This window comes from Glycomyces mayteni (genome assembly GCF_042428885.1).
Taxonomy (GTDB): Bacteria; Actinomycetota; Actinomycetes; order Mycobacteriales; family Micromonosporaceae; genus Glycomyces; species Glycomyces mayteni.
In genome coordinates, this window is sequence record NZ_JBHMBP010000002.1 from 147,696 (window position 1) to 165,857 (window position 18,162).

The 18,162-nt window shown below is 71.1% G+C and carries 19 protein-coding genes; 4 read left to right on the plus strand and 15 right to left on the minus strand.

From position 1 onward, the window contains the following. Positions 1-83 precede the first annotated feature (83 nt). From ACFFXY_RS07310 to ACFFXY_RS07325, 4 genes are all read right to left on the minus strand, one after another. Positions 84-359 (minus strand): hypothetical protein, encoded by a 276-nt coding sequence (locus ACFFXY_RS07310; protein WP_382347770.1) that lies wholly within the window; start codon positions 357-359, stop codon positions 84-86. Between the two features lie 192 nt (positions 360-551). After that, positions 552-695 carry a hypothetical protein gene (locus tag ACFFXY_RS07315; protein WP_382347772.1) on the minus strand — a complete coding sequence of 48 codons (144 nt, stop codon included), beginning with the start codon at positions 693-695 and terminating at the stop codon, positions 552-554. 10 nt (positions 696-705) lie between these two features. After that, positions 706-1,491, minus strand: coding sequence for a hypothetical protein (locus tag ACFFXY_RS07320; RefSeq protein WP_382347775.1), 786 nt, complete (start codon positions 1,489-1,491; stop codon positions 706-708). A gap of 109 nt (positions 1,492-1,600) precedes the next feature. Next, complete coding sequence (locus ACFFXY_RS07325) at positions 1,601-2,218, minus strand: TetR/AcrR family transcriptional regulator (RefSeq protein WP_382347778.1); 618 nt, start codon at positions 2,216-2,218, stop codon at positions 1,601-1,603. A 201-nt stretch (positions 2,219-2,419) separates the two neighbouring features. Here ACFFXY_RS07325 and ACFFXY_RS07330 point away from each other — a divergent pair, with 201 nt between their 5' ends. Next, positions 2,420-3,964, plus strand: coding sequence for an MDR family MFS transporter (locus ACFFXY_RS07330; protein WP_382350549.1), 1,545 nt, complete (start codon positions 2,420-2,422; stop codon positions 3,962-3,964). A 107-nt stretch (positions 3,965-4,071) separates the two neighbouring features. Here the strand turns inward: ACFFXY_RS07330 and ACFFXY_RS07335 are convergent, their stop codons facing one another. Continuing rightward, positions 4,072-4,668: a TetR/AcrR family transcriptional regulator gene (locus ACFFXY_RS07335; RefSeq protein ID WP_382347781.1), complete on the minus strand. Its 597-nt coding sequence runs from the start codon at positions 4,666-4,668 to the stop codon at positions 4,072-4,074. A gap of 61 nt (positions 4,669-4,729) precedes the next feature. Here ACFFXY_RS07335 and ACFFXY_RS07340 point away from each other — a divergent pair, with 61 nt between their 5' ends. Beyond that, positions 4,730-5,728 carry an alpha/beta fold hydrolase gene (locus ACFFXY_RS07340; protein ID WP_382347784.1) on the plus strand — a complete coding sequence of 333 codons (999 nt, stop codon included), beginning with the start codon at positions 4,730-4,732 and terminating at the stop codon, positions 5,726-5,728. Positions 5,729-5,734: 6 nt separating this feature from the next. On the opposite strand, the gene ACFFXY_RS07345 is transcribed toward ACFFXY_RS07340, so the two are convergent. The 4 genes from ACFFXY_RS07345 to ACFFXY_RS07360 form a co-directional block, all read right to left on the minus strand. Continuing rightward, positions 5,735-6,157: a hypothetical protein gene (locus ACFFXY_RS07345; RefSeq protein WP_382347787.1), complete on the minus strand. Its 423-nt coding sequence runs from the start codon at positions 6,155-6,157 to the stop codon at positions 5,735-5,737. A gap of 111 nt (positions 6,158-6,268) precedes the next feature. Continuing rightward, complete coding sequence (locus tag ACFFXY_RS07350) at positions 6,269-6,391, minus strand: hypothetical protein (protein WP_382347790.1); 123 nt, start codon at positions 6,389-6,391, stop codon at positions 6,269-6,271. Positions 6,392-6,402: 11 nt separating this feature from the next. After that, the gene (locus ACFFXY_RS07355) at positions 6,403-6,840 is read right to left on the minus strand and encodes a hypothetical protein (RefSeq protein WP_382347793.1); all 438 of its coding nucleotides are present in this window, start codon (positions 6,838-6,840) and stop codon (positions 6,403-6,405) included. 59 nt (positions 6,841-6,899) lie between these two features. Further along, entirely contained in the window at positions 6,900-7,379 is a 480-nt protein-coding gene (locus ACFFXY_RS07360) for a hypothetical protein (RefSeq protein ID WP_382347796.1), read from the minus strand. Between the two features lie 123 nt (positions 7,380-7,502). Here ACFFXY_RS07360 and ACFFXY_RS07365 point away from each other — a divergent pair, with 123 nt between their 5' ends. Next, complete coding sequence (locus tag ACFFXY_RS07365) at positions 7,503-8,390, plus strand: aldo/keto reductase (RefSeq protein ID WP_382347799.1); 888 nt, start codon at positions 7,503-7,505, stop codon at positions 8,388-8,390. A gap of 18 nt (positions 8,391-8,408) precedes the next feature. Here ACFFXY_RS07365 and ACFFXY_RS07370 read toward each other — a convergent pair whose 3' ends face one another. The 6 genes from ACFFXY_RS07370 to ACFFXY_RS07395 all read right to left on the minus strand — a co-directional run bounded on the left by ACFFXY_RS07370 (position 8,409) and on the right by ACFFXY_RS07395 (position 13,054). After that, positions 8,409-9,263, minus strand: coding sequence for a helix-turn-helix domain-containing protein (locus tag ACFFXY_RS07370; protein ID WP_382347802.1), 855 nt, complete (start codon positions 9,261-9,263; stop codon positions 8,409-8,411). A 30-nt stretch (positions 9,264-9,293) separates the two neighbouring features. Then, the gene (locus tag ACFFXY_RS07375) at positions 9,294-10,919 is read right to left on the minus strand and encodes a polyamine aminopropyltransferase (RefSeq protein WP_382347805.1); all 1,626 of its coding nucleotides are present in this window, start codon (positions 10,917-10,919) and stop codon (positions 9,294-9,296) included. Next, complete coding sequence (locus ACFFXY_RS07380; RefSeq protein ID WP_382347808.1) at positions 10,916-11,353, minus strand: DUF350 domain-containing protein; 438 nt, start codon at positions 11,351-11,353, stop codon at positions 10,916-10,918. Before ACFFXY_RS07380 ends, ACFFXY_RS07375 begins: the two co-directional genes overlap by 4 nt. A gap of 39 nt (positions 11,354-11,392) precedes the next feature. Continuing rightward, on the minus strand, positions 11,393-11,851 hold the full coding sequence (locus ACFFXY_RS07385) for a DUF4247 domain-containing protein (protein ID WP_382347811.1): 459 nt from the start codon (positions 11,849-11,851) through the stop codon (positions 11,393-11,395). A 32-nt stretch (positions 11,852-11,883) separates the two neighbouring features. Beyond that, the gene (locus ACFFXY_RS07390) at positions 11,884-12,378 is read right to left on the minus strand and encodes a DUF2617 family protein (protein WP_382347814.1); all 495 of its coding nucleotides are present in this window, start codon (positions 12,376-12,378) and stop codon (positions 11,884-11,886) included. Between the two features lie 70 nt (positions 12,379-12,448). Continuing rightward, entirely contained in the window at positions 12,449-13,054 is a 606-nt protein-coding gene (locus ACFFXY_RS07395) for a DUF4178 domain-containing protein (RefSeq protein ID WP_382347816.1), read from the minus strand. A gap of 177 nt (positions 13,055-13,231) precedes the next feature. Here ACFFXY_RS07395 and ACFFXY_RS07400 point away from each other — a divergent pair, with 177 nt between their 5' ends. Beyond that, on the plus strand, positions 13,232-18,097 hold the full coding sequence (locus tag ACFFXY_RS07400; RefSeq protein WP_382347819.1) for an NAD-glutamate dehydrogenase: 4,866 nt from the start codon (positions 13,232-13,234) through the stop codon (positions 18,095-18,097). Positions 18,098-18,162 lie beyond the last annotated feature (65 nt).

Below are 18,162 nucleotides of genomic sequence, written 5' to 3' on the forward strand. Positions count from 1 at the left end.
TTGCCCGTCGAAAACGGGTGTCGCCGGGGGCGGGGCGGTGATTATGCTCCCGGCGTGGGATTCGAGAGGTTCGCGGGGCTGGATCATCGGGCCGCCGCCGGGGTGCTGCTGGCCGAGGGCTGGAACGTGTGCGGGGTGGGGGACTGGGCGTACGTGTGGCGCTCGCCGGACGGGCGGCTCGTGGCCCGCGTGTGCGCGTTCGAGCCCGGGTACGGGGTGTTCACCGAGCTGTGCGGACTGCTCCCCGGGCATCCGATGCTGCCGCGGATCGACTTCGACGCGGAGCTGTCGGGCGGGGGACGGATCACGGTCATGGAGGCCCTCGCGCCCGCGAGCGCCGAGGAGCGCGACTCGGTCACGGCCCGTTGGGACGCGGCCGGGCCGGACGATCCGGTGACCGCGGTGCGGACCGAGGCCGAGCGGCTCGACGCCGCGGCGGCCCGGGTGATCCCGTTCTGGGGCGGCCTGGACCGGAACCCCGGGAACGTGATGCGGCGGGCCCGCGGAGGCCCAGTGCTCGTGGACCTGTTCTACGCGAACGGGATCGAGATCTACAAGGCGCTGGTGGAGGAGCCGTCGGTCGTCGCCGCCGCGTTCCCCGCCGACCAGCGGGAGTTCATCTGCGACATCGCGGTCATCGCCCGCGAGTCCACACCGGAGGAGATCGCCGCCCTGCGCGCCGGGGCGGCCTCCATCGCCGCGGAGTTACGCCCCGGCGGGTTCACCGGTGCGGGGCTTTCGCCATGCGGTCCAGGCGAATTGCAGTGCTGTGGCGATCGCCGCCACGGCGATCACCCCGGGCGCGAACACCTCGACCCCGATGATCCCGGGCGGGGAGAAGTCGGGGTCCTCGCTGTGGAACAGCCACGGGCTCCCCGCCGCGACGGCCGCGAACAGCAGCGCCACGAACCCGTACGCGACCCGGCGGCCTGCCCGCCGCCACGCCGCGAGCGCCACCAGGGCCGCGGCGGCGCCGAAGACCAGGGCGAGCCATCCGGCCGGTGACGCGGGATCGACGGCCGAGCTGAGGTAGATCGTGAGGACGAACAGCGCCATCGCCATGACCGTAAGAGCGCCCGCCTCGGCGAGGAACGAGCCCGCGCCCGTGCTGGTCCGCCGCCAGACGGCCAGCAGCAGCCAGAACGGCGGCATCGCCATGAGCGCGAAGAAGATCGGGGAGGCGAACGAGTCGGTCCAGCCGAGTGTCGAGCCCATCCAGGCCCAGGCGAACCAGTCGTAGAACGAGACGATCCACAGGACCGGTGCGGCGATCTGGGCCGTCAGCCTGAGGGCGCGGCTGCGGGTGAGGAGCGAGGTGGCGAGGGCCGCCCAGAGCGCGGCGAAGTCGAGGATGAGGCCGAGTCCCGGGTCCATCGGCGCGATCTGGCCGTTGTAGACCGCGGCCGCGACGAGTGCGGCGGCGAGCGGGCCTGTGGCCCATGCGATGCGGTGCCCGAGGGCGCCGCGCGAGGAGTGCGTGTCGGTGTGCATGGGGCCAGTGTCCGGGCCCCGCGCCAGCGTCCGGCCGTCGAATCGGACACTCATTGTCGCTTCCCCACAACGGATCGCGACGCGGTGTCCGATTCGGCCCCGTATTTTTCTAGGGTTCCTCCATGCGCTCGGTGCCCCCGTCGGCGGCGATGAGCGGCATGAGGATGTGGTCCAGGAACTCCTCGATGACCTCGTCGGTGGCCGACTCGGCGCGTGTCAGGAAGTAGTGGGTCAGGAGCCCGGGCGCGAGGTTGACGACGCGCGGGTGCAGCGCCTCGGGCTTGACGGTGCCGCGGGCAACGCCATCTTCGTAGATCTTCGCGAAGATCCTTATGCGCGGCGTCTCGATGCGGGTGCGGAGGTCCTCGGTGACCTCGTCAGGGGTGCTCTGGAGCTCCCCGATCCAGCCGCGGATGGCCTCGCCGAACGGCGTGGCCTGCTGGGCTGCGATGTGGCGCATGACCTTGCGCATGTCGCCGCGCAGGTCGCCGCTGGGCTCGAAGGTGGGTTCGACCTCGGTGGCCTTGTACCTGGCGGCTGCCTGGATGAGGCGGGCGCGGTCGGGCCAGCGCTTGTACAGGGACGCCTTGCCCGCTTTGGCGCGGGCGGCGACGGCCTCCATGCGGACGTTGGCGTAGCCGACTTCGGCGAGCTCGGCGAGCGCGGCGTCGAAGATGGCGTGCTCCAGGTCGTCGCCGCGTCGGCGGCCTGGTGTGGACTCGGTCACCACGATCCTTTCGATAGTGAACGTTGCGTTCACTAAATGCTAGCTTAAAATAAGGAACGCTCCGTTCACTAACCTTGCGTCCCCGGAAACCACCACGTACCAGGCCGCCGGGCCCTTGCTGACGCCCGGCCGCCTTCCTCCCGAAACACCATAGGAGGCAGTCCTTTGACCGCCGTATCCGACGCTCCGGCGAAGGCGCCGATGACGCACCGCGAGGTCCTCCGGGCCCTCTCCGGCCTGCTCATGGTGCTGTTCGCCGCGATGGTCTCCTCGACCGTCGTCTCCGTGGCGCTCCCGCAGATCGTGGGCGACCTGGGCGGCTCCCAGTCCCAGTACACCTGGGTCGTCACCGCCACGCTGCTCGCGTCCACCGCCTCGACCCCCGTGTGGGGCAAGCTCGCCGACCTGTTCGACAAGAAGCGCCTGCTCCAGATCGCCATCGTGATCTTCGCCGCCGCCTCGCTCGCGTGCGGGCTCGTGCAGAACACCGAGCAGCTCATCGCGCTGCGCGCCGTCCAGGGCCTCGGCATGGGCGCCCTCCAGGTCCTCGTGCAGGTCATCATCGGCGCGATGGTGAGCCCGAAGGAACGCGGCCGCTACAACGGCTACCTCGGCGGCGTCATGGCCGTCTCGACTGTGGGCGGCCCGCTCCTCGGCGGCGCCATCACCGACGCCAGCTGGCTCGGCTGGCAGTGGTGCTTCTTCCTCGCCGTGCCGATCACGGTGATCGCCTTCGCGATGCTCTCGCGCACGCTGCACCTGGACGAGGTGAAGAAGACCGACACGAAGGTCGACTACCTCGGCGCGGTCCTCATTGCCGCCGGCGTCTCGCTGCTGCTCCTGTGGGTCACGTTCGTGGGCGACGACTTCGAGTGGATCTCGTGGCAGACCCTCGCGATGGCGGGCGGCGCCGTCGCGATCCTCTTCGCGGCAGCGCTCGTGGAGACGCGCGTGAGCCAGCCGGTGGTCCCGCTGCACGTCCTCAAGCGCCGCGACCCGGCGCTCGCCACCGTGGCGAGCCTGGCGGTCGGCATGGCGATGTTCGGCGGCTCGGTGTTCCTCGGCCAGTACTTCCAGATCTCGCGCGGCTTCTCGCCGACGCAGGCGGGGCTGCTGACGATCCCGATGATGTTCGGCGTGCTCGTCGCCTCGGCGGTCGCGGGCCGGATGGTCTCGAAGTCCGGCAGTGTGAAGCCGTACATCATCACCGGGACGCTGGTCCTGACGGCGGGATTCGCGATGCTCGCGACCATCGACCACGAGACGTCCCTGGTCTTCATGGGCTTCGGGATGTTCGCGGTCGGCATCGGCGTGGGCATGTCGATGCAGAACCTGGTCCTGGTCGTGCAGAACTCGGTGCCGCTGCGCGAGCTCGGCGCGGCCTCGGGCGCGATCACGTTCTTCCGCTCCCTGGGCGGCACGATCGGCGTCTCGGTCCTGGGCGCGGTCCTCGCGAACCAGGTCGCCGACAAGATCCGCGAGGGACTGGCGGCGCTCGGGATCGACGCCGCGGCCGCGGGCGGCGCGAGCTCCAGCCTCGACATGGACGCGATGCCCGAGCCGATCGCCGACCTCGTGCGCGCCTCCTACGGCGACGCGACCGGCCACCTGTTCCTCATCTCGGCCTGCATCGCGGCGGCCGGTTTCATCGCCGCGCTGTTCCTGACGCCGGTCCGCCTGCGCGAGACCGTCGACCTGGTCGAGGAGATCGTGGTGGGCGAGGAGACCGTCCTCGGCGCCAAGTGATCCCCGACTAGGAGACCCTGAGAAGGCCACCGGGCCCGAGCTGCACCCGCTCGGGCCCGGTTCGCGTGTCCGGGAACAGTTTGGGAGATGGGACGGGACGGGGCCGGTCAGGCGGGGCGGGGGGTGTAGACGAGGGCGACGATGTGGTCGGCGGCGGCCGCGGTGTCGTAGTCGGGGTCGGCGAGGCGTTCGGCCACGACGGCGTCGACGGCGCCGCCGGTGATGATCGCGAGGGTGCGGAGGTCGGCGTCGGTGCGGGGGCCGATGGCGTTCTCGGCGGCGCGGAGGAGGTCGGCGAGGGGGCGCCAGCGGTCGGCGGGGTCGTGGTCGGCGTCGCCGTGGACCATGGCCTCGATGATCATGCGCGTGTGGCGGGGGTGCTCGCGCAGGTGGCCGATCATCGAGCGGACGTAGGCGGCCGGGGCCTGGTCGGGGCCCGCTTCGGCGACGGCCGCGCCGACCTCCTCGACCAGTGCGCCGAGCACGTGCTCGTGCGCCGCCCGGACCACCGCCGCCTTCGACGGGAAGTGGTACAGCACCGCGGCTTTCGTGATCCCGGCGCGTTCGGCGATGGCCGCGAGCGAGGCCCCGGCATAGCCGCGGTCGGCGACCAGTTCGACCGTGACCTCCATGAGCTGGCTGCGCCGGGCGCGCTCGGTGAGGGTGAGCTCGCGGTCGTCGGAGCGGCGGGGGCGGGTTGGCATGACTTCGATTCTACCGTATGGTCAAATTACTTACCGATCGGTTAGCAGAGTTGGGGGAGCCATGGACGACGAGACGCCCGAGATCGGGCCCGCGACCGGGCGCAAGCGCAGGCGCCGCCAGTGGCTCATCGCAGGGGGAGTGGTCGTGGTGATCGTGCTCGCGGGGGCGTTCGCGCTGCGGACCCCGTCACCGGTGGGCCACTGGCGCAGCGCCGAGGGGTACGACGCTTTCGTGGAGACCTACGAAGCGGCCTTCGCCGACATGCCCGAACCCGATGCGGCGCTTGACGTCCGCACCGACTACGGCATCGTGCGCTTCTACCGCTTCACCGGCACCGGAGACGCCGCCGAGCCCCTCGTCCTGCTCCCGGGCCGCGCCTCGGCCTCGCCGGTGTGGGCCGGGAACCTGCCCTCGCTCCTCGCGCTCGGCGACGTCTACACGGTCGACCTCCTCGGCGAGCCCGGCATGAGCGTCCAGGACCGCCCGATCGAAGACGACGCGCAGCAGGCCGAATGGCTCGACCAGGCCCTCGCCGGACTCCCCGAGGACCGCTTCAACCTCGTCGGCGTCTCCATCGGCGGCTGGACCGCCGCGAACCTCGCTGTGCGCCAACCCGAACGCGTCGCCTCACTGACCCTGGTCGACGCCGTCTTCGTCTTCGACGGCATGCCGGTCGGCACCATGATCCGCTCCATCCCGGCCTCGGTGCCCTGGTTCCCGAAGTCCTGGCGCGACGGCTTCAACTCCTACACGGCGGGCGGCGCGGAGGTCGAGGACGAGCCGGTCGCCGACATGATCGAGGCCGGCATGCAGCACTACCAACTGCGCCTCCCCGCACCGACGCAGATCACCGAGGAGCAGGTGTCGGCGCTGGAGATGCCGGTCCTGGCGATCATCGCGGGCCGGTCGGTCATGCACGACCCGGAGACGGCGCGCCAGACCGCCGAACGGGCCCTGCCGGAAGGGACCGTCGTGTTCTACGAGGACGCCACCCACGCGGTCAACGGCGAGCATCCCGACGAGATCGCCGCGAACATCGCCGAACTGCTCGGGTCCTGACCCGGTTCAGAGCCGGAACTGGGGGAGCAGCGCGATCACACGGGCGAAGTCGGCCTTGCGGCCGGGCCCGGTCCGGACGGTCACATGGGCGCCGTCGGGCAGGACCCGGATGATGTCGCGGCCGTAGGCGTACAGGCGCTCCCCGGCGGGCGCGCCGTAGACGCGGTCCTTGAACCCGAAGAGGTCGTTCATGCGCAGCTCCCCGATCGCGGGATCGAAGACGCAGTACGGTTTCGCGAACTGGAGCGCCCCCATGACGATGAAGACCGCCCCGGCGAACAGGAACCCGAGCGCCCCCGGATTCCCCAGCCCGAACACCAGGGTGATGCCGCCGCCGAAGACCAGCAGTCCACCGAACACGACCACCGAGGGCGCGACCGGCTTGTACCGGACCGTCACTCGGTGGTCGGGTGGCGTATCGGGCTGCATCGCGGAATTGTATTCAGTCGCGTCCGCGCTGCTTCCAGTGGTCGTCGGCCGCTGGTTGCGAGAGCGCTTCGATGAGGCGGGCGTGGTCGGCGCGGTCGGCGCCGAGGCGGCTTACCGGTCGTTGAAGAGGACGACCGCCCACGCGGCGAGGAGCGCCGCGCCGGCGGCGGTGGTGGCGATCGAGGTCGTTCTGCTGTGGCGGACGGTGACGGGCTGGGGCGCGATGGCGGGCACGTTGCTCCTGGTCAGCGGTCGGTGATGGCGGGGCCGTGTTCTGGTGGGAGGGCTTGGATGAGGCGGGCGAAGTCGCCTCGGTCGGTGCCGGTGGGGCTGACGCGGTGGCGTTCGCCGTCGGGGAGTTCGCGGAAGACGCGCTTGCCGTCGAAGTAGACGCGTTCGCCTTCGGCGCCAGGGGTTCCCTTGCTGCCGGGGCCGATCGCGGCGAAGACCGTCAGGACCCCGGTGTCGGGCTGGAACAGGTAGCGGGGCCTGAAGAGCGAGCGCAGGCCGCCGCCGATGAGCGCCAGGCCCGTCAGGCCGACCGGCGCGAGCACGGGGATGAACGGCGTGAAGATCGTGACGGCCGCGGAGGCCGCGAGGACGAACCCCAGCACGATGGTCAGCATCGACGCCTTGCGGGAGTAGCGGACTCGGATGAACCTGGAGCCTTCGGCGGACGGCATCGCGTCTCCTGGGGGAAGGGGGCGGGGGCGCTTTCAGGATAGCGAGCGCGGGCACTGCGTCAGTGCCAGTTCTCCACGGCGTACACGAACCACACCGCGGCGGCGCCCGATCCGAGCGAGGCCAGCGCCCCGGCCTCCATCGCCTCCTCCCGGTCGTACCCGATCCGCGTCCGCTCCCCGGACGGCACGGCGACCAGGTAGCCGCACGCGCTGATCTGCCACGACGACGCCAGCGGCCGCGTCTTGCGCTTCACCCCGGGCACCTGCTCCGGCCGCTCCCGGCGCGGCCCCGCCTCGACCTGCGGCCACTCCCGCACGAGGGTGCCGTCCTTGTAGACGGCCGCCTTCTGCGCGTACTGGAGGACCTTGTACCCCAAGGGAATCCACTCGGCGAGGAAGAAGTTCGCGGGCTCCAGCCGCTCCGTGAACGCGTACGTGGACCGCTCCCCGCCGAACACGACGTACTGCACCGCGGCCCGACCCGCGTCGAACGGATCGATCCGGGCGCTCGCCGCAGGCGGATAGGGATAGAAGTCCATGCGCCGAGTCTGCCAGGCGCCGCCGACACGTCGCGCAGAGTGCGAGCGGCCTTCGGGTGGGAACTTCCTTCCCACGAAAAGCGTTCTCTGGAAGGGACCGCGATCCGGCCGTAGCGTCGAGGCATGACCAGTGACAACACCACGGCCGCACTCGGCCGTACCACCGTCAACCGCATCGGCTACGGCGCCATGCAGCTCGCCGGGCCGGGCGTGTTCGGGCCGCCCGCCGACCCCGAGAACGCCAAGGCCGTGCTGCGCCACGCCGTGGCCTCCGGCGTGAACCACATCGACACCGCGCAGATCTACGGACCCGACGTCGTCAACGACCTCATCCGCGAAGCGCTCCACCCGTACCCCGAGGGCCTGGTCCTGGCGACGAAGGTCGGCGGGGCCCGCGACGCGCAGGGCGGGTGGCTCCCCGACGGCGAACCGGACTCGCTGAAAGCGCAGGTGGAGGAGAACCTCCGCTCGCTCGGCGTCGAGCGGCTCGACCTGGTGAACCTGCGCCGGTTCGAGCGCGACTTCCCGGACGCGCACCAGCCGGAGCTGGCCGACCAGCTCGGGGCCCTCACCGAGCTGCGCGACGAGGGCAAGATCGACATGATCGGGATCTCCAACGCGCACTTGGCGACCGTGCGCGAGGCGATCGACCTCGCGGGGGTCGTGTGCGTGCAGAACGCCTACAGCATCCTCGACCGCACCGACGACGACATCCTGGACCTGTGCCGGGAGCGGGGGCTCGCGTTCGTGCCGTTCTTCCCGCTCGGGTCGGCGTTCCTCGCCGGGGGCGGCCCGGCCCGGATCGCCGCCGACGAGCACGTGGGGGCGGTCGCGCGCAAGCACGGCGTCGCGCCTTCGCAGGTCGCGCTGGCGTGGCTGCTGGCCCGGTACGAGCGGATGCTGCTGATCCCGGGGACCGGGTCGGTGGCGCATCTGGACGAGAACCTCGCGGTCGGCGCGATCGCGCTCGACGCCGAGGACCTGGCTCGCCTGGACAAGGTCCAGCCCTAGCCGCGGTGCCGGGCCGTCCTAGGGCGCCGGGACCGCCGTCTCGGCGACGAGCGCGCGCAGCTCGTCGAGCTTCGCCGCGTCGGGGCCTCCCGGCGGGGTGGAGCAGCAGATGATCCTGACGTTCGAGCCGTCGACCCTGAGGGTGTCGCAGTCGATCGTGAGGTCGCCGACCACCGGGTGGTGGACGGTCTTCACCATGGCGCTGTGGGGCGCGGCGCTGCCCTCGTCCCACAGCGCGGCGAACCGGGGGCTGCGGGCCCGGACGCGGGTCACGAGCGCCTGGAACGCCGGGTCCTCGCCGAGTTCGGTCGCCGAGAGCCGCAGGTCGGCGACGAGCGCCCGCTCGAAGACCTCGCCGCCGCCGAGCGGGGTCGCGATCAGGGACGAGGCGCCCTCGATGAAGGTCCGCTCGATGAGGTTCGCGCCGACGGCCTCGGCGGGCGCGGGCAGGTCGAACAGGGCGCACAGCATCCGGTTCGCGTACAGGAGCGTCCAGTCGGCGGTGAAGACCGCGAGCGGCTGGCCGGTCATGCGCGAGACGATCCGCTGCGCGGCGGGCGGCACCTCGACGGACACGGTGCCCGGGCCCGGAGGCAGGTGGTTCGCGGCGCGCAGCAGCAGGCCGGTCTCGCTGCCCGACAGCCGCAGCGCCCGCGCGAGGGCGGTGACGACCTGCGCGGACGGGGTCCGGAACCGGCCCTGTTCGAGCCGCACGACGTAGTCGGCGCTGACCCCGGCGAGCGCGGCGAGCTCTTCGCGGCGCAGGCCCTTGGCGCGGCGCCTGCCGCCCGCGGCCATCCCGGCGTCCTTGGGGTCCATCCGCTCGCGCCAGGTGCGCAGCAGGCTCCCGAGCGTCTGGATCTCAGATGGCATGGGTCGATTCTAGGTCGCGCCGGGCGCGGCTCAGTAGTTCTGCCATTCGGATTCGACGAGGTCGAGGATGAGGGGGTGCATGAGGGTGGAGGGGGGCATCTCCATGTAGTCGCGGTCGGGCTGGAAGACCTGGGCGGCTTGGAGGAGCTCGGGGGTGAGGGACTGGAACGGGCCCGCGGCGGGGTCGAGGCCCAGGCTCGGGGCGGTGCCGTCGGCCCGGACGAGGTGGAAGCCCCAGTCGCCGAAGGAGGGGACCGAGACCCAGTAGGGGGTCGGGTCGTACCCGGCGTCGGCGAGGGTCGCGGCGATGGTCCAGTAGGTCTTGGGGGCGAAGTAGGGGGAGCCGCCCTGGACGACCATGCGGCCGTCGGCGGCGAGGTGGTCGCCCGCGAGGGCGTAGAACTCGGTGGAGTAGAGCTTCGCGGTCTCGGTGGCGTCGGGGTCGGGCATGTCCACGACGATCGCGTCCCAGGCGCCGGTCTGCTGCCGCAGCCACGTGAACGCGTCCTCGTTGACCACGGTGACCTTCGGGTCGTCCAGGGAGTCGCCGTTGAGGGCGACCAGGTCGCCGAAGCCGCGCGCGAGGTCGGTGACGGCGCCGTCGAGGTCCACGAGGGTGACGGTCTCGACGTCGTCGTACTTCAGGATCTCGCGCACCGCGAGGCCGTCGCCGCCGCCGAGGACCAGGACGTTCGCGTGCGGGCCGTTCATGGCCGGGTGGACCAGGGCCTCGTGGTACCGGTATTCGTCCACTGAGGAGAATTGCAGGTCGCCGTTCAGGTACAGGCGCAGGTCCTGCTCGCCGAAGGGCGAGGCGGACTCGGTCATGACGATCTGCTGGTACTGCGAGTCCTCCGAGTACACGATCGGCGCCGCGTACAGCGCCTGGCGCGCATCGGTCTCGAACTTGTCGGTGTACACGAACGCGGCCACCAGGAGCAGGGCCGTGAGCCCCGCGACCAGGCCGAGGACCTGCTTCGCGAGCTTCGACAGGTCGCGCCGGAACAGGACGAAGATCAGGAGCACCCCGGCGACGGCGTTCACCGCGCCCACGATCAATGCGCCCTGGATCTGCCCGAAGAACGGCAGCAGCACGAACGGGAACGCGAGCCCGCCGATGAGCCCGCCCAGATAGTCCGCCGCGTTCAGGTCCGCCACGGCCGCGCCCGCGGCCTGCTCGCGGATGCGTTGCAGCAGCTCCATGAGCAGCGGGATCTCCGCGCCGATGAGCAGCCCGATCGCCGCCGCGACCGCCACCAGCGGCAGCGAGTACAGGTCGGTCCACGCGAACGCCGCGTACAGCAGCATCACCGAGAAGCCGCCCAGCAGCGCCAGCACCAGCTCCACCGCGGCGAACGCCAGCGCGGGCCACCGCCGCAGCGGCTTCGCCGCCAGCGCCCCGATGCCCATCGCGAACACCATGATGGCCAGGACGATCGACGCCTGCTTCGCGGTGTTCCCCACCAGGTAGGCGCCCAGCGTGATGAGCGCCAGCTCGTACACGAGCCCGCACGCCGAGACCGCGAACGCGGTCGCGAGCAGGCCGAAGCGCGCCAGGCGGACCCGGCGCGCGCTCAGCGTCGTCTCAGCCGGCCCCGCCGTATCGGCCGGCCCGGTCGTGTCGGTCGTCTGAGGGGCGTCAGACGAAGCGGTCAAGACAGCGCCATCGCGATGACCCCGCCGAGGGCCAGGTGCATCGAGGCGTTCACGAACACCGCCGGGTGCAGCTCGTCCTCGGTGAGGGTCTCGCCGAGCTTGCCCGGCGTGAGCCAGTCGAGGATCACGAACGCGATCGCCATGGCGCCCAGACCGATCACGCCGTACACGAACGTCGAGATGACGCCGCGCAGCACGCCGCCCTCCGAAGCCCAGATCGCGCCGACCACGATCAGCCCCACGCCGAGGACGTTGGAGGCCAGCAGGATCGCGGCGTTCTTGTTGCGCTCGGTCCAGATCTGCTCCCCGAGCTTCCCGGGAGTGAGCCAGTCGGTGACGAGGTAGCCGAGCACCATGAGCGCGATGCCCACGACGCTGTAGGCGACGGCGCCGACGAGGGGGCCGAGGACGTCGCTGGCGAGCTCTTCGATCATTGCAGGCGTGCCTTTCAGGAGTTCTTCGGTACGAGTGCGTTACTTGCCGGAGCCGGGACCGCCGCCGCGGAACGGCGACGGGGGCGAGGACGACCAGCCCCACAGGATGAACACCGACGAGTAGTGGTTGTACCCGGACCGGTAGTCGTGCACCAGGATCTTCGACCCGCCCCGGTACGGGGAGACCGCCACGATGTGCTTGGAGTACTGGAGGTAGTACACGCCGCCCGAGGAGCGCTCCTCGCGCGCCTCCGCGTCGTCGTCGATCTGGTCCGCCACCGTGGCGGGGGACAGGCTCGACGTGTACGCCTTGCCGCCGCCCTCGTCGAGGTTCGAGGCCCGGTCGTAGTGCGACTGGATCGTGCCGGTCGGGTTGTTGAAGTTCGAGTTCATCAGGAACACCCCGCCGCAGCACAGCGCCAGCACGACGACGATCGCGGTCCAGTGCTTCCAGTTCAAGCCGCGTGAAGCGGGGGAGTGCGGCTGCTGTTCGGTCATCGGCGGTCCTCGGTGGTCTCTCGGGGTTCGGGTCAGCTTACGGGGGCTACGGAGCTGACGGTGGTCACGACCTCGCCGTACTGCGGGTACGTGTGGACGGTGCGCCACGTCAAGGGCTCGGTCCCGACGACCTCCAGCGCCGTCAGGGCGTCGGGGTCGCCGCCGAACAGACCCACGAGGAGGTCCGGTTCGGCGGTGCGCTGCACGGCCCGGTCGCGCAGGGCGCGGACGCGGGTGCGCAGCTCGGGGACCGTGAGGGTCTCGACGGTGCACTCGTAGCGGTGGCGCCAGGCGCCGACGCGCTGGCTGAACGCCTCGGGCAGGTCGGGGCCGAGGTTGGTGCGGTACGCGAGGGTCTCGGCGAGGAGGCCGTCGGGGGTGGCGACGACCGCCTGGTGGCTGGCGCCCAGCAGGCGCAGGGACAGCCGCAGGGGCCCGGCGTCCCGGTCCATCCGGTCGAGGACCGGCATGGGCGGGGCGTCGGGTCGGAAGGTGAGCGAGGCGGCCGAGACGTCGGCGAACGGCACCTCGATATGCGCTATCAGTGCTTGCTCCGGGTGGATGGGGATCGGGAAGCGGACGGGGCCGGGACCGGCCTTACGCCTCGTCGCTCTGGTGGTAGATCGTGATCTGGTTGCGGTCCAGGGCGAGGCCCTTGGCCAGCTCCCACTTGGCGCCGTCGCCGAAGGACTCGAACGAGAGCTTCTGCCCGTCGGGCCCGGCGTAGTCGTGGTACTTGACGGTGCCGGTCGGGGCGAGGCCGGTGGTGGCCTCGGACGCGTACCGCGCGGTGCCCTTCTCGTCGGACTTGTAGGAGACGCCCTCGTGGCTGAGCTCACGCGGGCCCGGCTTCAGGTCCGTGTCCGTGACCTCCTCCCAGAGGACGACCTCCAGGTCGGGGTCGGCCTCGACCGACAGCCAGCGCTTGACGCCGGTCCCGGTGTCGAGGAAGTGCTCCGACCAGCGGTAGTCGCCTTCGGAGAGGCGCAGGCTGCCGCGGACGGCGAGGGTCTTGCCGTACAGCTCGACGAGGTCGGCGGCCTTGAGGCGGCGGGGGTCGCCGCGGAGGACGTCGGTGTCGGCGTCGGCGAACGGGTCGACCGGACCCCGGGACGGCGCCTGCTCGTCCTTGCGGGTGTTCTTGCGCCACAACCACCACCCGAGGGCGGCCAGGGCGAGGAGGATGAGGACGACCCAGATCATGGTGTTGCCTTCGCGTTTCGGGGGGTGCTTCGGTGACGGGATGGTTCCTTCGATCACTGTACCGTCGCGTCGGCAACATCGGTGTCACCCGTGCGCCATCTCGGGTGCCTACGATCTAGCCTGGAAGCGGCTCACAACGATGTGGGTCGAACGTGATTCGGACTGGAGTGTCGAGACGTGCTGGCGTTCATCGGAGACGAAGAATTCCGCGAAACCCTCCCCGACCGGGAGGAACTGCTGACCGAGGCGGCCCGGCTCGCCGGATCGGACGAATCACTCGCGAGGCTCGTCGAGCTGTACTGGAGCCTGGTGGCCGACGACGACCTCGTCGGCCGCTCCGCCCAGCAGCTCCTGGAGACCACCGCCCACCACCGCCGCATGGCCGAGGTGCGCGCCCCGGGCCAGGTGTGCCTGGAGATCGACTGCCCCGACGACGCCGAGGGCCCCGACGCGGCGTCCTCCACCCGCGTCGACCTCGTCTGCGACGACTCCCCGTTCCTGGTGGACTCGCTGACGGGCCTGTTCAACCGGCACGGCGTCGACATCGCCGTGTTCGTCCACCCGATCGTCCCAGTCCGCCGCGACGCCGACGGGAACCTCCAGGAGGCCCCCGCCGCGGACGGGCACGCCGAGTCGTGGATGCACATCGAGGTGCAGCGGCTCTCCGACGCGGAGGACATCGAGCGGCTCGAAGCCGAGATCGAGGTGGTCCTCGCCGACGTCGCCGCGTGCGTCGCCGACTGGCAGGCCATGCGCGCCAAGGCCGCCGAGATCGCCGCCGACCTCGACGCCGCCGCCGCGGGCGAGCCCGGCACGACGCCGCTCCCCGTGCCGCCCAAGGACATCGACGACACCGTGGAGCTGCTGCGGTGGCTCGCGGACGACAAGTTCACGTTCCTGGGGTTCCGGCAGTACAAGCTCACCGGCGACGGCGACGAGCAGGCGCTCTCCCCGATCGCCGACACCGGCCTGGGCCTGCTGCGCAAGGCCCCCGGCTCGCCCCGGCCCCTGTCGTCGTTCAACGCCGACGCGCGCGCCCAGATCGGCACGAAGCGGCTCCTGGTCATCACCAAGTCGAACGCCCGCTCCACCGTCCACCGCACGTCCTTCATGGACTACATCGGCGTGAAGACCTTCGACGCCGACGGCGTGCCCGACGGCGAGCTGCGCTTCCTCGGCCTGTTCACCTCCGCCGCGTACCTCTCCAGCGTCACCGACCTGCCCGTCGTCAAGCGCAAGGTCCAGGACGTGCTGGAGCGCTCGGGCGTGACGCTCTCCTCCCACTCCGGGAAGGACCTCGTCACCGCCCTGGAGACCTACCCGCGGGACGAGCTGTTCCAGGCCCGCACCGACGACCTGTACTCCACGTCGATGGGCGTGCTGCGCCTGGCCGGGCGCCGCCGCCTGCGCCTGTTCGCGCGCCGGGACGTCTACGGCCGCTTCTACTCCTGCCTGGTCTACCTGCCCCGCGACCGGTACAACACCGAGAACCGGCAGAAGATCGAGGCGATCCTGCGCCGCCGCCTCCACGGCAAGGCCGTCGACTACGACGCCCGCGTCACCGAGTCGGTGCTCGCCCGCCTTCACTTCGTCGTCCGCATCGACCCGTTCGCCGAGCACCCCCCGGTCGACGTCGAGTCGATCCAGGCCGAGCTCGCCGACGCGACCCGCTCCTGGGACGCCGACCTCGCCCTCCAGCTCGACCACCACGTCGGCGAGGGCCAGGCCCGCACCCTCTACAAGCAGTACGCGAACGCGTACCCGCCCGCGTACAAGGCCGAGCACTCCCCGATCGACGCCGCCAAGGACATCGCGAAGCTCGAACTGCTCCGCGAGGCCGGGGACATGGAGCTCCAGCTGTTCCGCCGCGGCGGCGACGACGCCGACGTCCACTTCAAGCTGTACGCCTTCGACCAGCCCGTGGGCCTCTCCGAGGCCCTCCCGGTCCTGCGCGACCTCGGGGTCCGCGTCGCCGAGGAGCGCCCGTACCACATCAAGCGCGCCGACGGCACGATCCACCTCCACGACTTCGGGCTGGTCCTGCCCGGCGAGGCCGCCGAATCGGTGCCGCAGCTGCGCATCCGCTTCGAGAACGCGTTCCGCGCCGCCTGGGCCGGGGAGGCCGAGTCCGACCGGCTCAACGAGCTCGTCATCCACGCCGGGCTCACCTGGCGGCAGGTCGTGGTCCTGCGCGCGCTCGCGAAGTACCTGCGCCAGTGCGGGTTCGTGTTCTCCCAGGAGTTCATCGCCGCGACCCTCGGCGCGCACCCGGAGATCGCCGCGAACCTCGTGCGCCTCTTCGAGGCCCGCTTCGACCCGCGCGTGGGCGCCGACCGCGACGCCGCCGTCGCCCGCATCGACGACGCGCTCGCCGAGGGCCTCGCCGGGGTCCCCTCGCTCGACGCCGACCGCATCCTGCGCGCGTTCCTCACGCTCATCCGCTCGACGCTGCGCACCTCGTACTTCCAGCGCGGCAACGCGGGCCGCCCGAAGGAGCACGTGGCGTTCAAGTTCGACGCCCGCGCGATCGACTTCCTGCCCAAGCCGCGGCCGATGGTCGAGGTGTTCGTGTACTCCCCGAACTTCGAGGGCGTCCACATGCGGTACGGCAAGGTGGCGCGCGGCGGCCTGCGCTGGTCGGACCGGCGCGAGGACTTCCGCACCGAGATCCTCGGGCTGGTGAAGGCCCAGGAGGTCAAGAACACCGTCATCACGCCCGTGGGCGCGAAGGGCGGGTTCGTCCTCAAGAAGGAGTCGTTCGCCGACCGCGCCGAGTTCCAGGCCGAGGGCGTCGCCCGGTACCGCGAGTTCATCTCCGCGCTGCTGGACATCACCGACAACCGGGACGCCGACAACACGGTGGTCCCGCCGCCGAACGTCGTGCGCCACGACCCCGACGACCCGTACCTGGTGGTCGCCGCCGACAAGGGCACGGCGACGTTCTCCGACATCGCGAACGCCGTCGCCGCCGAGTACGGGTTCTGGCTCGGCGACGCGTTCGCCTCCGGCGGGTCCGTCGGCTACGACCACAAGAAGATGGGCATCACCGCAAGGGGCGCATGGGAATCGGTGAAGCGCCACTTCCGCGCCGAGGGCCTCGACACGCAGGCGCAGGACTTCACCGCGGTCGGCATCGGCGACATGGCCGGCGACGTGTTCGGCAACGGGATGCTCCTGTCCGAGCACATCCGCCTCGTCGCGGCCTTCAACCACATGCACATCTTCATCGACCCGGACCCCGACGCGTCCTCCTCGTTCGCCGAGCGGCGCCGCCTGTTCGACCTGCCGCGCTCCACATGGGCCGATTACGACCGGTCGCTGCTGTCGGCGGGCGGCGGCGTGTGGGAGCGGACCGCGAAGTCCATCCCCGTCTCCGACGAGGTGCGGGCCGCGCTCGGCATCGGCGACGACGTCAAGGACATGACGCCGCCCGAGCTCATCCGCGCGATCCTCACCGCCCCCGTCGACCTGCTGTGGAACGGCGGCATCGGCACCTATGTGAAGTCCTCGGCCCAGAGCGACGCTGACGCGGGCGACAAGTCCAACGACCCGGTGCGCGTCAACGGCGAAGACCTGCGCTGCCGCGTCGTGGGCGAAGGCGGGAACCTCGGGTTCACGCAGCTCGGGCGCATCGAGTTCTCGCAGTCCGGGGGCCCCGAGGGCCTCGGCGGGCGCATGAACACCGACTTCATCGACAACTCCGCGGGCGTGGACACCTCCGACCACGAGGTCAACATCAAGATCCTGCTGCGCTCGGCGACGCTGACGGGCCGGATCGACCCCGCGAGCCGCGACAAGCTGTTCATGGACATGTCCGACGCGGTCGCCGACGCCGTCCTGGCCGACAACTACGGCCAGAACATGGCCCTGGCCAACGCGATCCGCCTCAACCGGCGGCTGCTGCCCGTCCACTCCAGGCTCATGAAGCACCTGGAGAAGACCGTCGGCCTCGACCGCGAGATCGAGGGCCTCCCCAGCGACAAGCAGCTCAAGGAGCGCGCCGCCGCCGGGTCCGGGCTCACCGAGCCCGAACTCTCCGTCCTGCTGTCGTACGTGAAGATCTGGGCCAAGCGCGCCGTCCTCGACTCCGACCTGCCCGCCGAGGAGTGGACCGCGCCGGTCCTGCGCGAGTACTTCCCCGCGCCCCTGCGCGAGCGGTACGCCGACCTCATGGCCGAGCACCCGCTCCACCGCGAGATCGTCACCACCGCGGTCGTCGGCGAGGCCGTCAACCGCGGCGGCACCACGTTCTTCTTCCGCATCGCCGACGAGACGGGCGCCGACGTCGTGGACGTCATCCGCGCGTACGTCATCATCCGCGACGCCTTCGGCCTGCCCGACCTGTGGCGGCGCATCGAAGCGCTCGACAACCAGGTCCCGCAGGAGGCTCAGGTCGCGGCCATGCTCGTCATCAGGCGGCTCCTCGACCGCGGCGTGCGCTGGCTCGTGCAGCACCGCCGCGGGCACCTCGACGTGGCCGCCGAGACCGAGCGGCTGCGCCCGGGGCTCGCGGTGCTCCAGCCGCTGCTGCCGGTACTGCTCACCGACTCCGAGGCCGTCGGGTTCGAGGAGTTCGTGGACCAGCTCGAAGACCAGGGGATGCCCGCCGAGATCGCGCGCGACGCCTCCGCGCCGATCTTCGGATTCGGGCTCGTCGACGTCGTGGAGTGCGCGCGGCTCCTGGAGACGGACCTGGAGACGACCGCGAAGGTCTACTACGGGATCGCCGCGCGCGTGCACCTGGACGAGATCCTCAACCAGATCTCGGCGCTGCCGCGCACGAACCGGTGGCAGACCCTCGCCCGGTCGGCCCTGCGGTACGACCTGTACGGCGCCATGGCGGGCCTGACCGCGAGCGTCCTCCAAGCCAAGCCCGGGACCGACCCGGCCGAGGCCGTCGACTCGTGGGCCGAGCGCAACGCGGCCGCGATCGCCTCCGTCCACGAGGCCACCGAGGAGGCCGAGCGCTCCGACGAGAAGCTCGCGGTCCTGTCGGTGTCGCTCAGGCAGATCCGCGGCCTCGTGGAGACCGACGGCGATTGACCGGTCACACGCGCCGGTGGCGTGTGGGGACCCCGTGGATAATGTGGGCTCGGAGGAGAAAGAAG

Coding starts and splice junctions, on each gene's coding strand:
- ACFFXY_RS07380 (WP_382347808.1), bottom strand. CDS start 11,353: ATGATCGAAGAGCTCGCCAGCGACGTCCTCGGCCCCCTCGTCGGCGCC.
- ACFFXY_RS07340 (WP_382347784.1), top strand. CDS start 4,730: ATGGACGACGAGACGCCCGAGATCGGGCCCGCGACCGGGCGCAAGCGC.
- ACFFXY_RS07320 (WP_382347775.1), bottom strand. CDS start 1,491: ATGCACACCGACACGCACTCCTCGCGCGGCGCCCTCGGGCACCGCATC.
- ACFFXY_RS07315 (WP_382347772.1), bottom strand. CDS start 695: ATGGAGGCCGCCCCGGCGCGCAGGGCGGCGATCTCCTCCGGTGTGGAC.
- ACFFXY_RS07395 (WP_382347816.1), bottom strand. CDS start 13,054: ATGATCTGGGTCGTCCTCATCCTCCTCGCCCTGGCCGCCCTCGGGTGG.
- ACFFXY_RS07385 (WP_382347811.1), bottom strand. CDS start 11,851: ATGACCGAACAGCAGCCGCACTCCCCCGCTTCACGCGGCTTGAACTGG.
- ACFFXY_RS07335 (WP_382347781.1), bottom strand. CDS start 4,668: ATGCCAACCCGCCCCCGCCGCTCCGACGACCGCGAGCTCACCCTCACC.
- ACFFXY_RS07370 (WP_382347802.1), bottom strand. CDS start 9,263: ATGCCATCTGAGATCCAGACGCTCGGGAGCCTGCTGCGCACCTGGCGC.
- ACFFXY_RS07360 (WP_382347796.1), bottom strand. CDS start 7,379: ATGGACTTCTATCCCTATCCGCCTGCGGCGAGCGCCCGGATCGATCCG.
- ACFFXY_RS07345 (WP_382347787.1), bottom strand. CDS start 6,157: ATGCAGCCCGATACGCCACCCGACCACCGAGTGACGGTCCGGTACAAG.
- ACFFXY_RS07330 (WP_382350549.1), top strand. CDS start 2,420: ATGACGCACCGCGAGGTCCTCCGGGCCCTCTCCGGCCTGCTCATGGTG.
- ACFFXY_RS07365 (WP_382347799.1), top strand. CDS start 7,503: ATGACCAGTGACAACACCACGGCCGCACTCGGCCGTACCACCGTCAAC.
- ACFFXY_RS07355 (WP_382347793.1), bottom strand. CDS start 6,840: ATGCCGTCCGCCGAAGGCTCCAGGTTCATCCGAGTCCGCTACTCCCGC.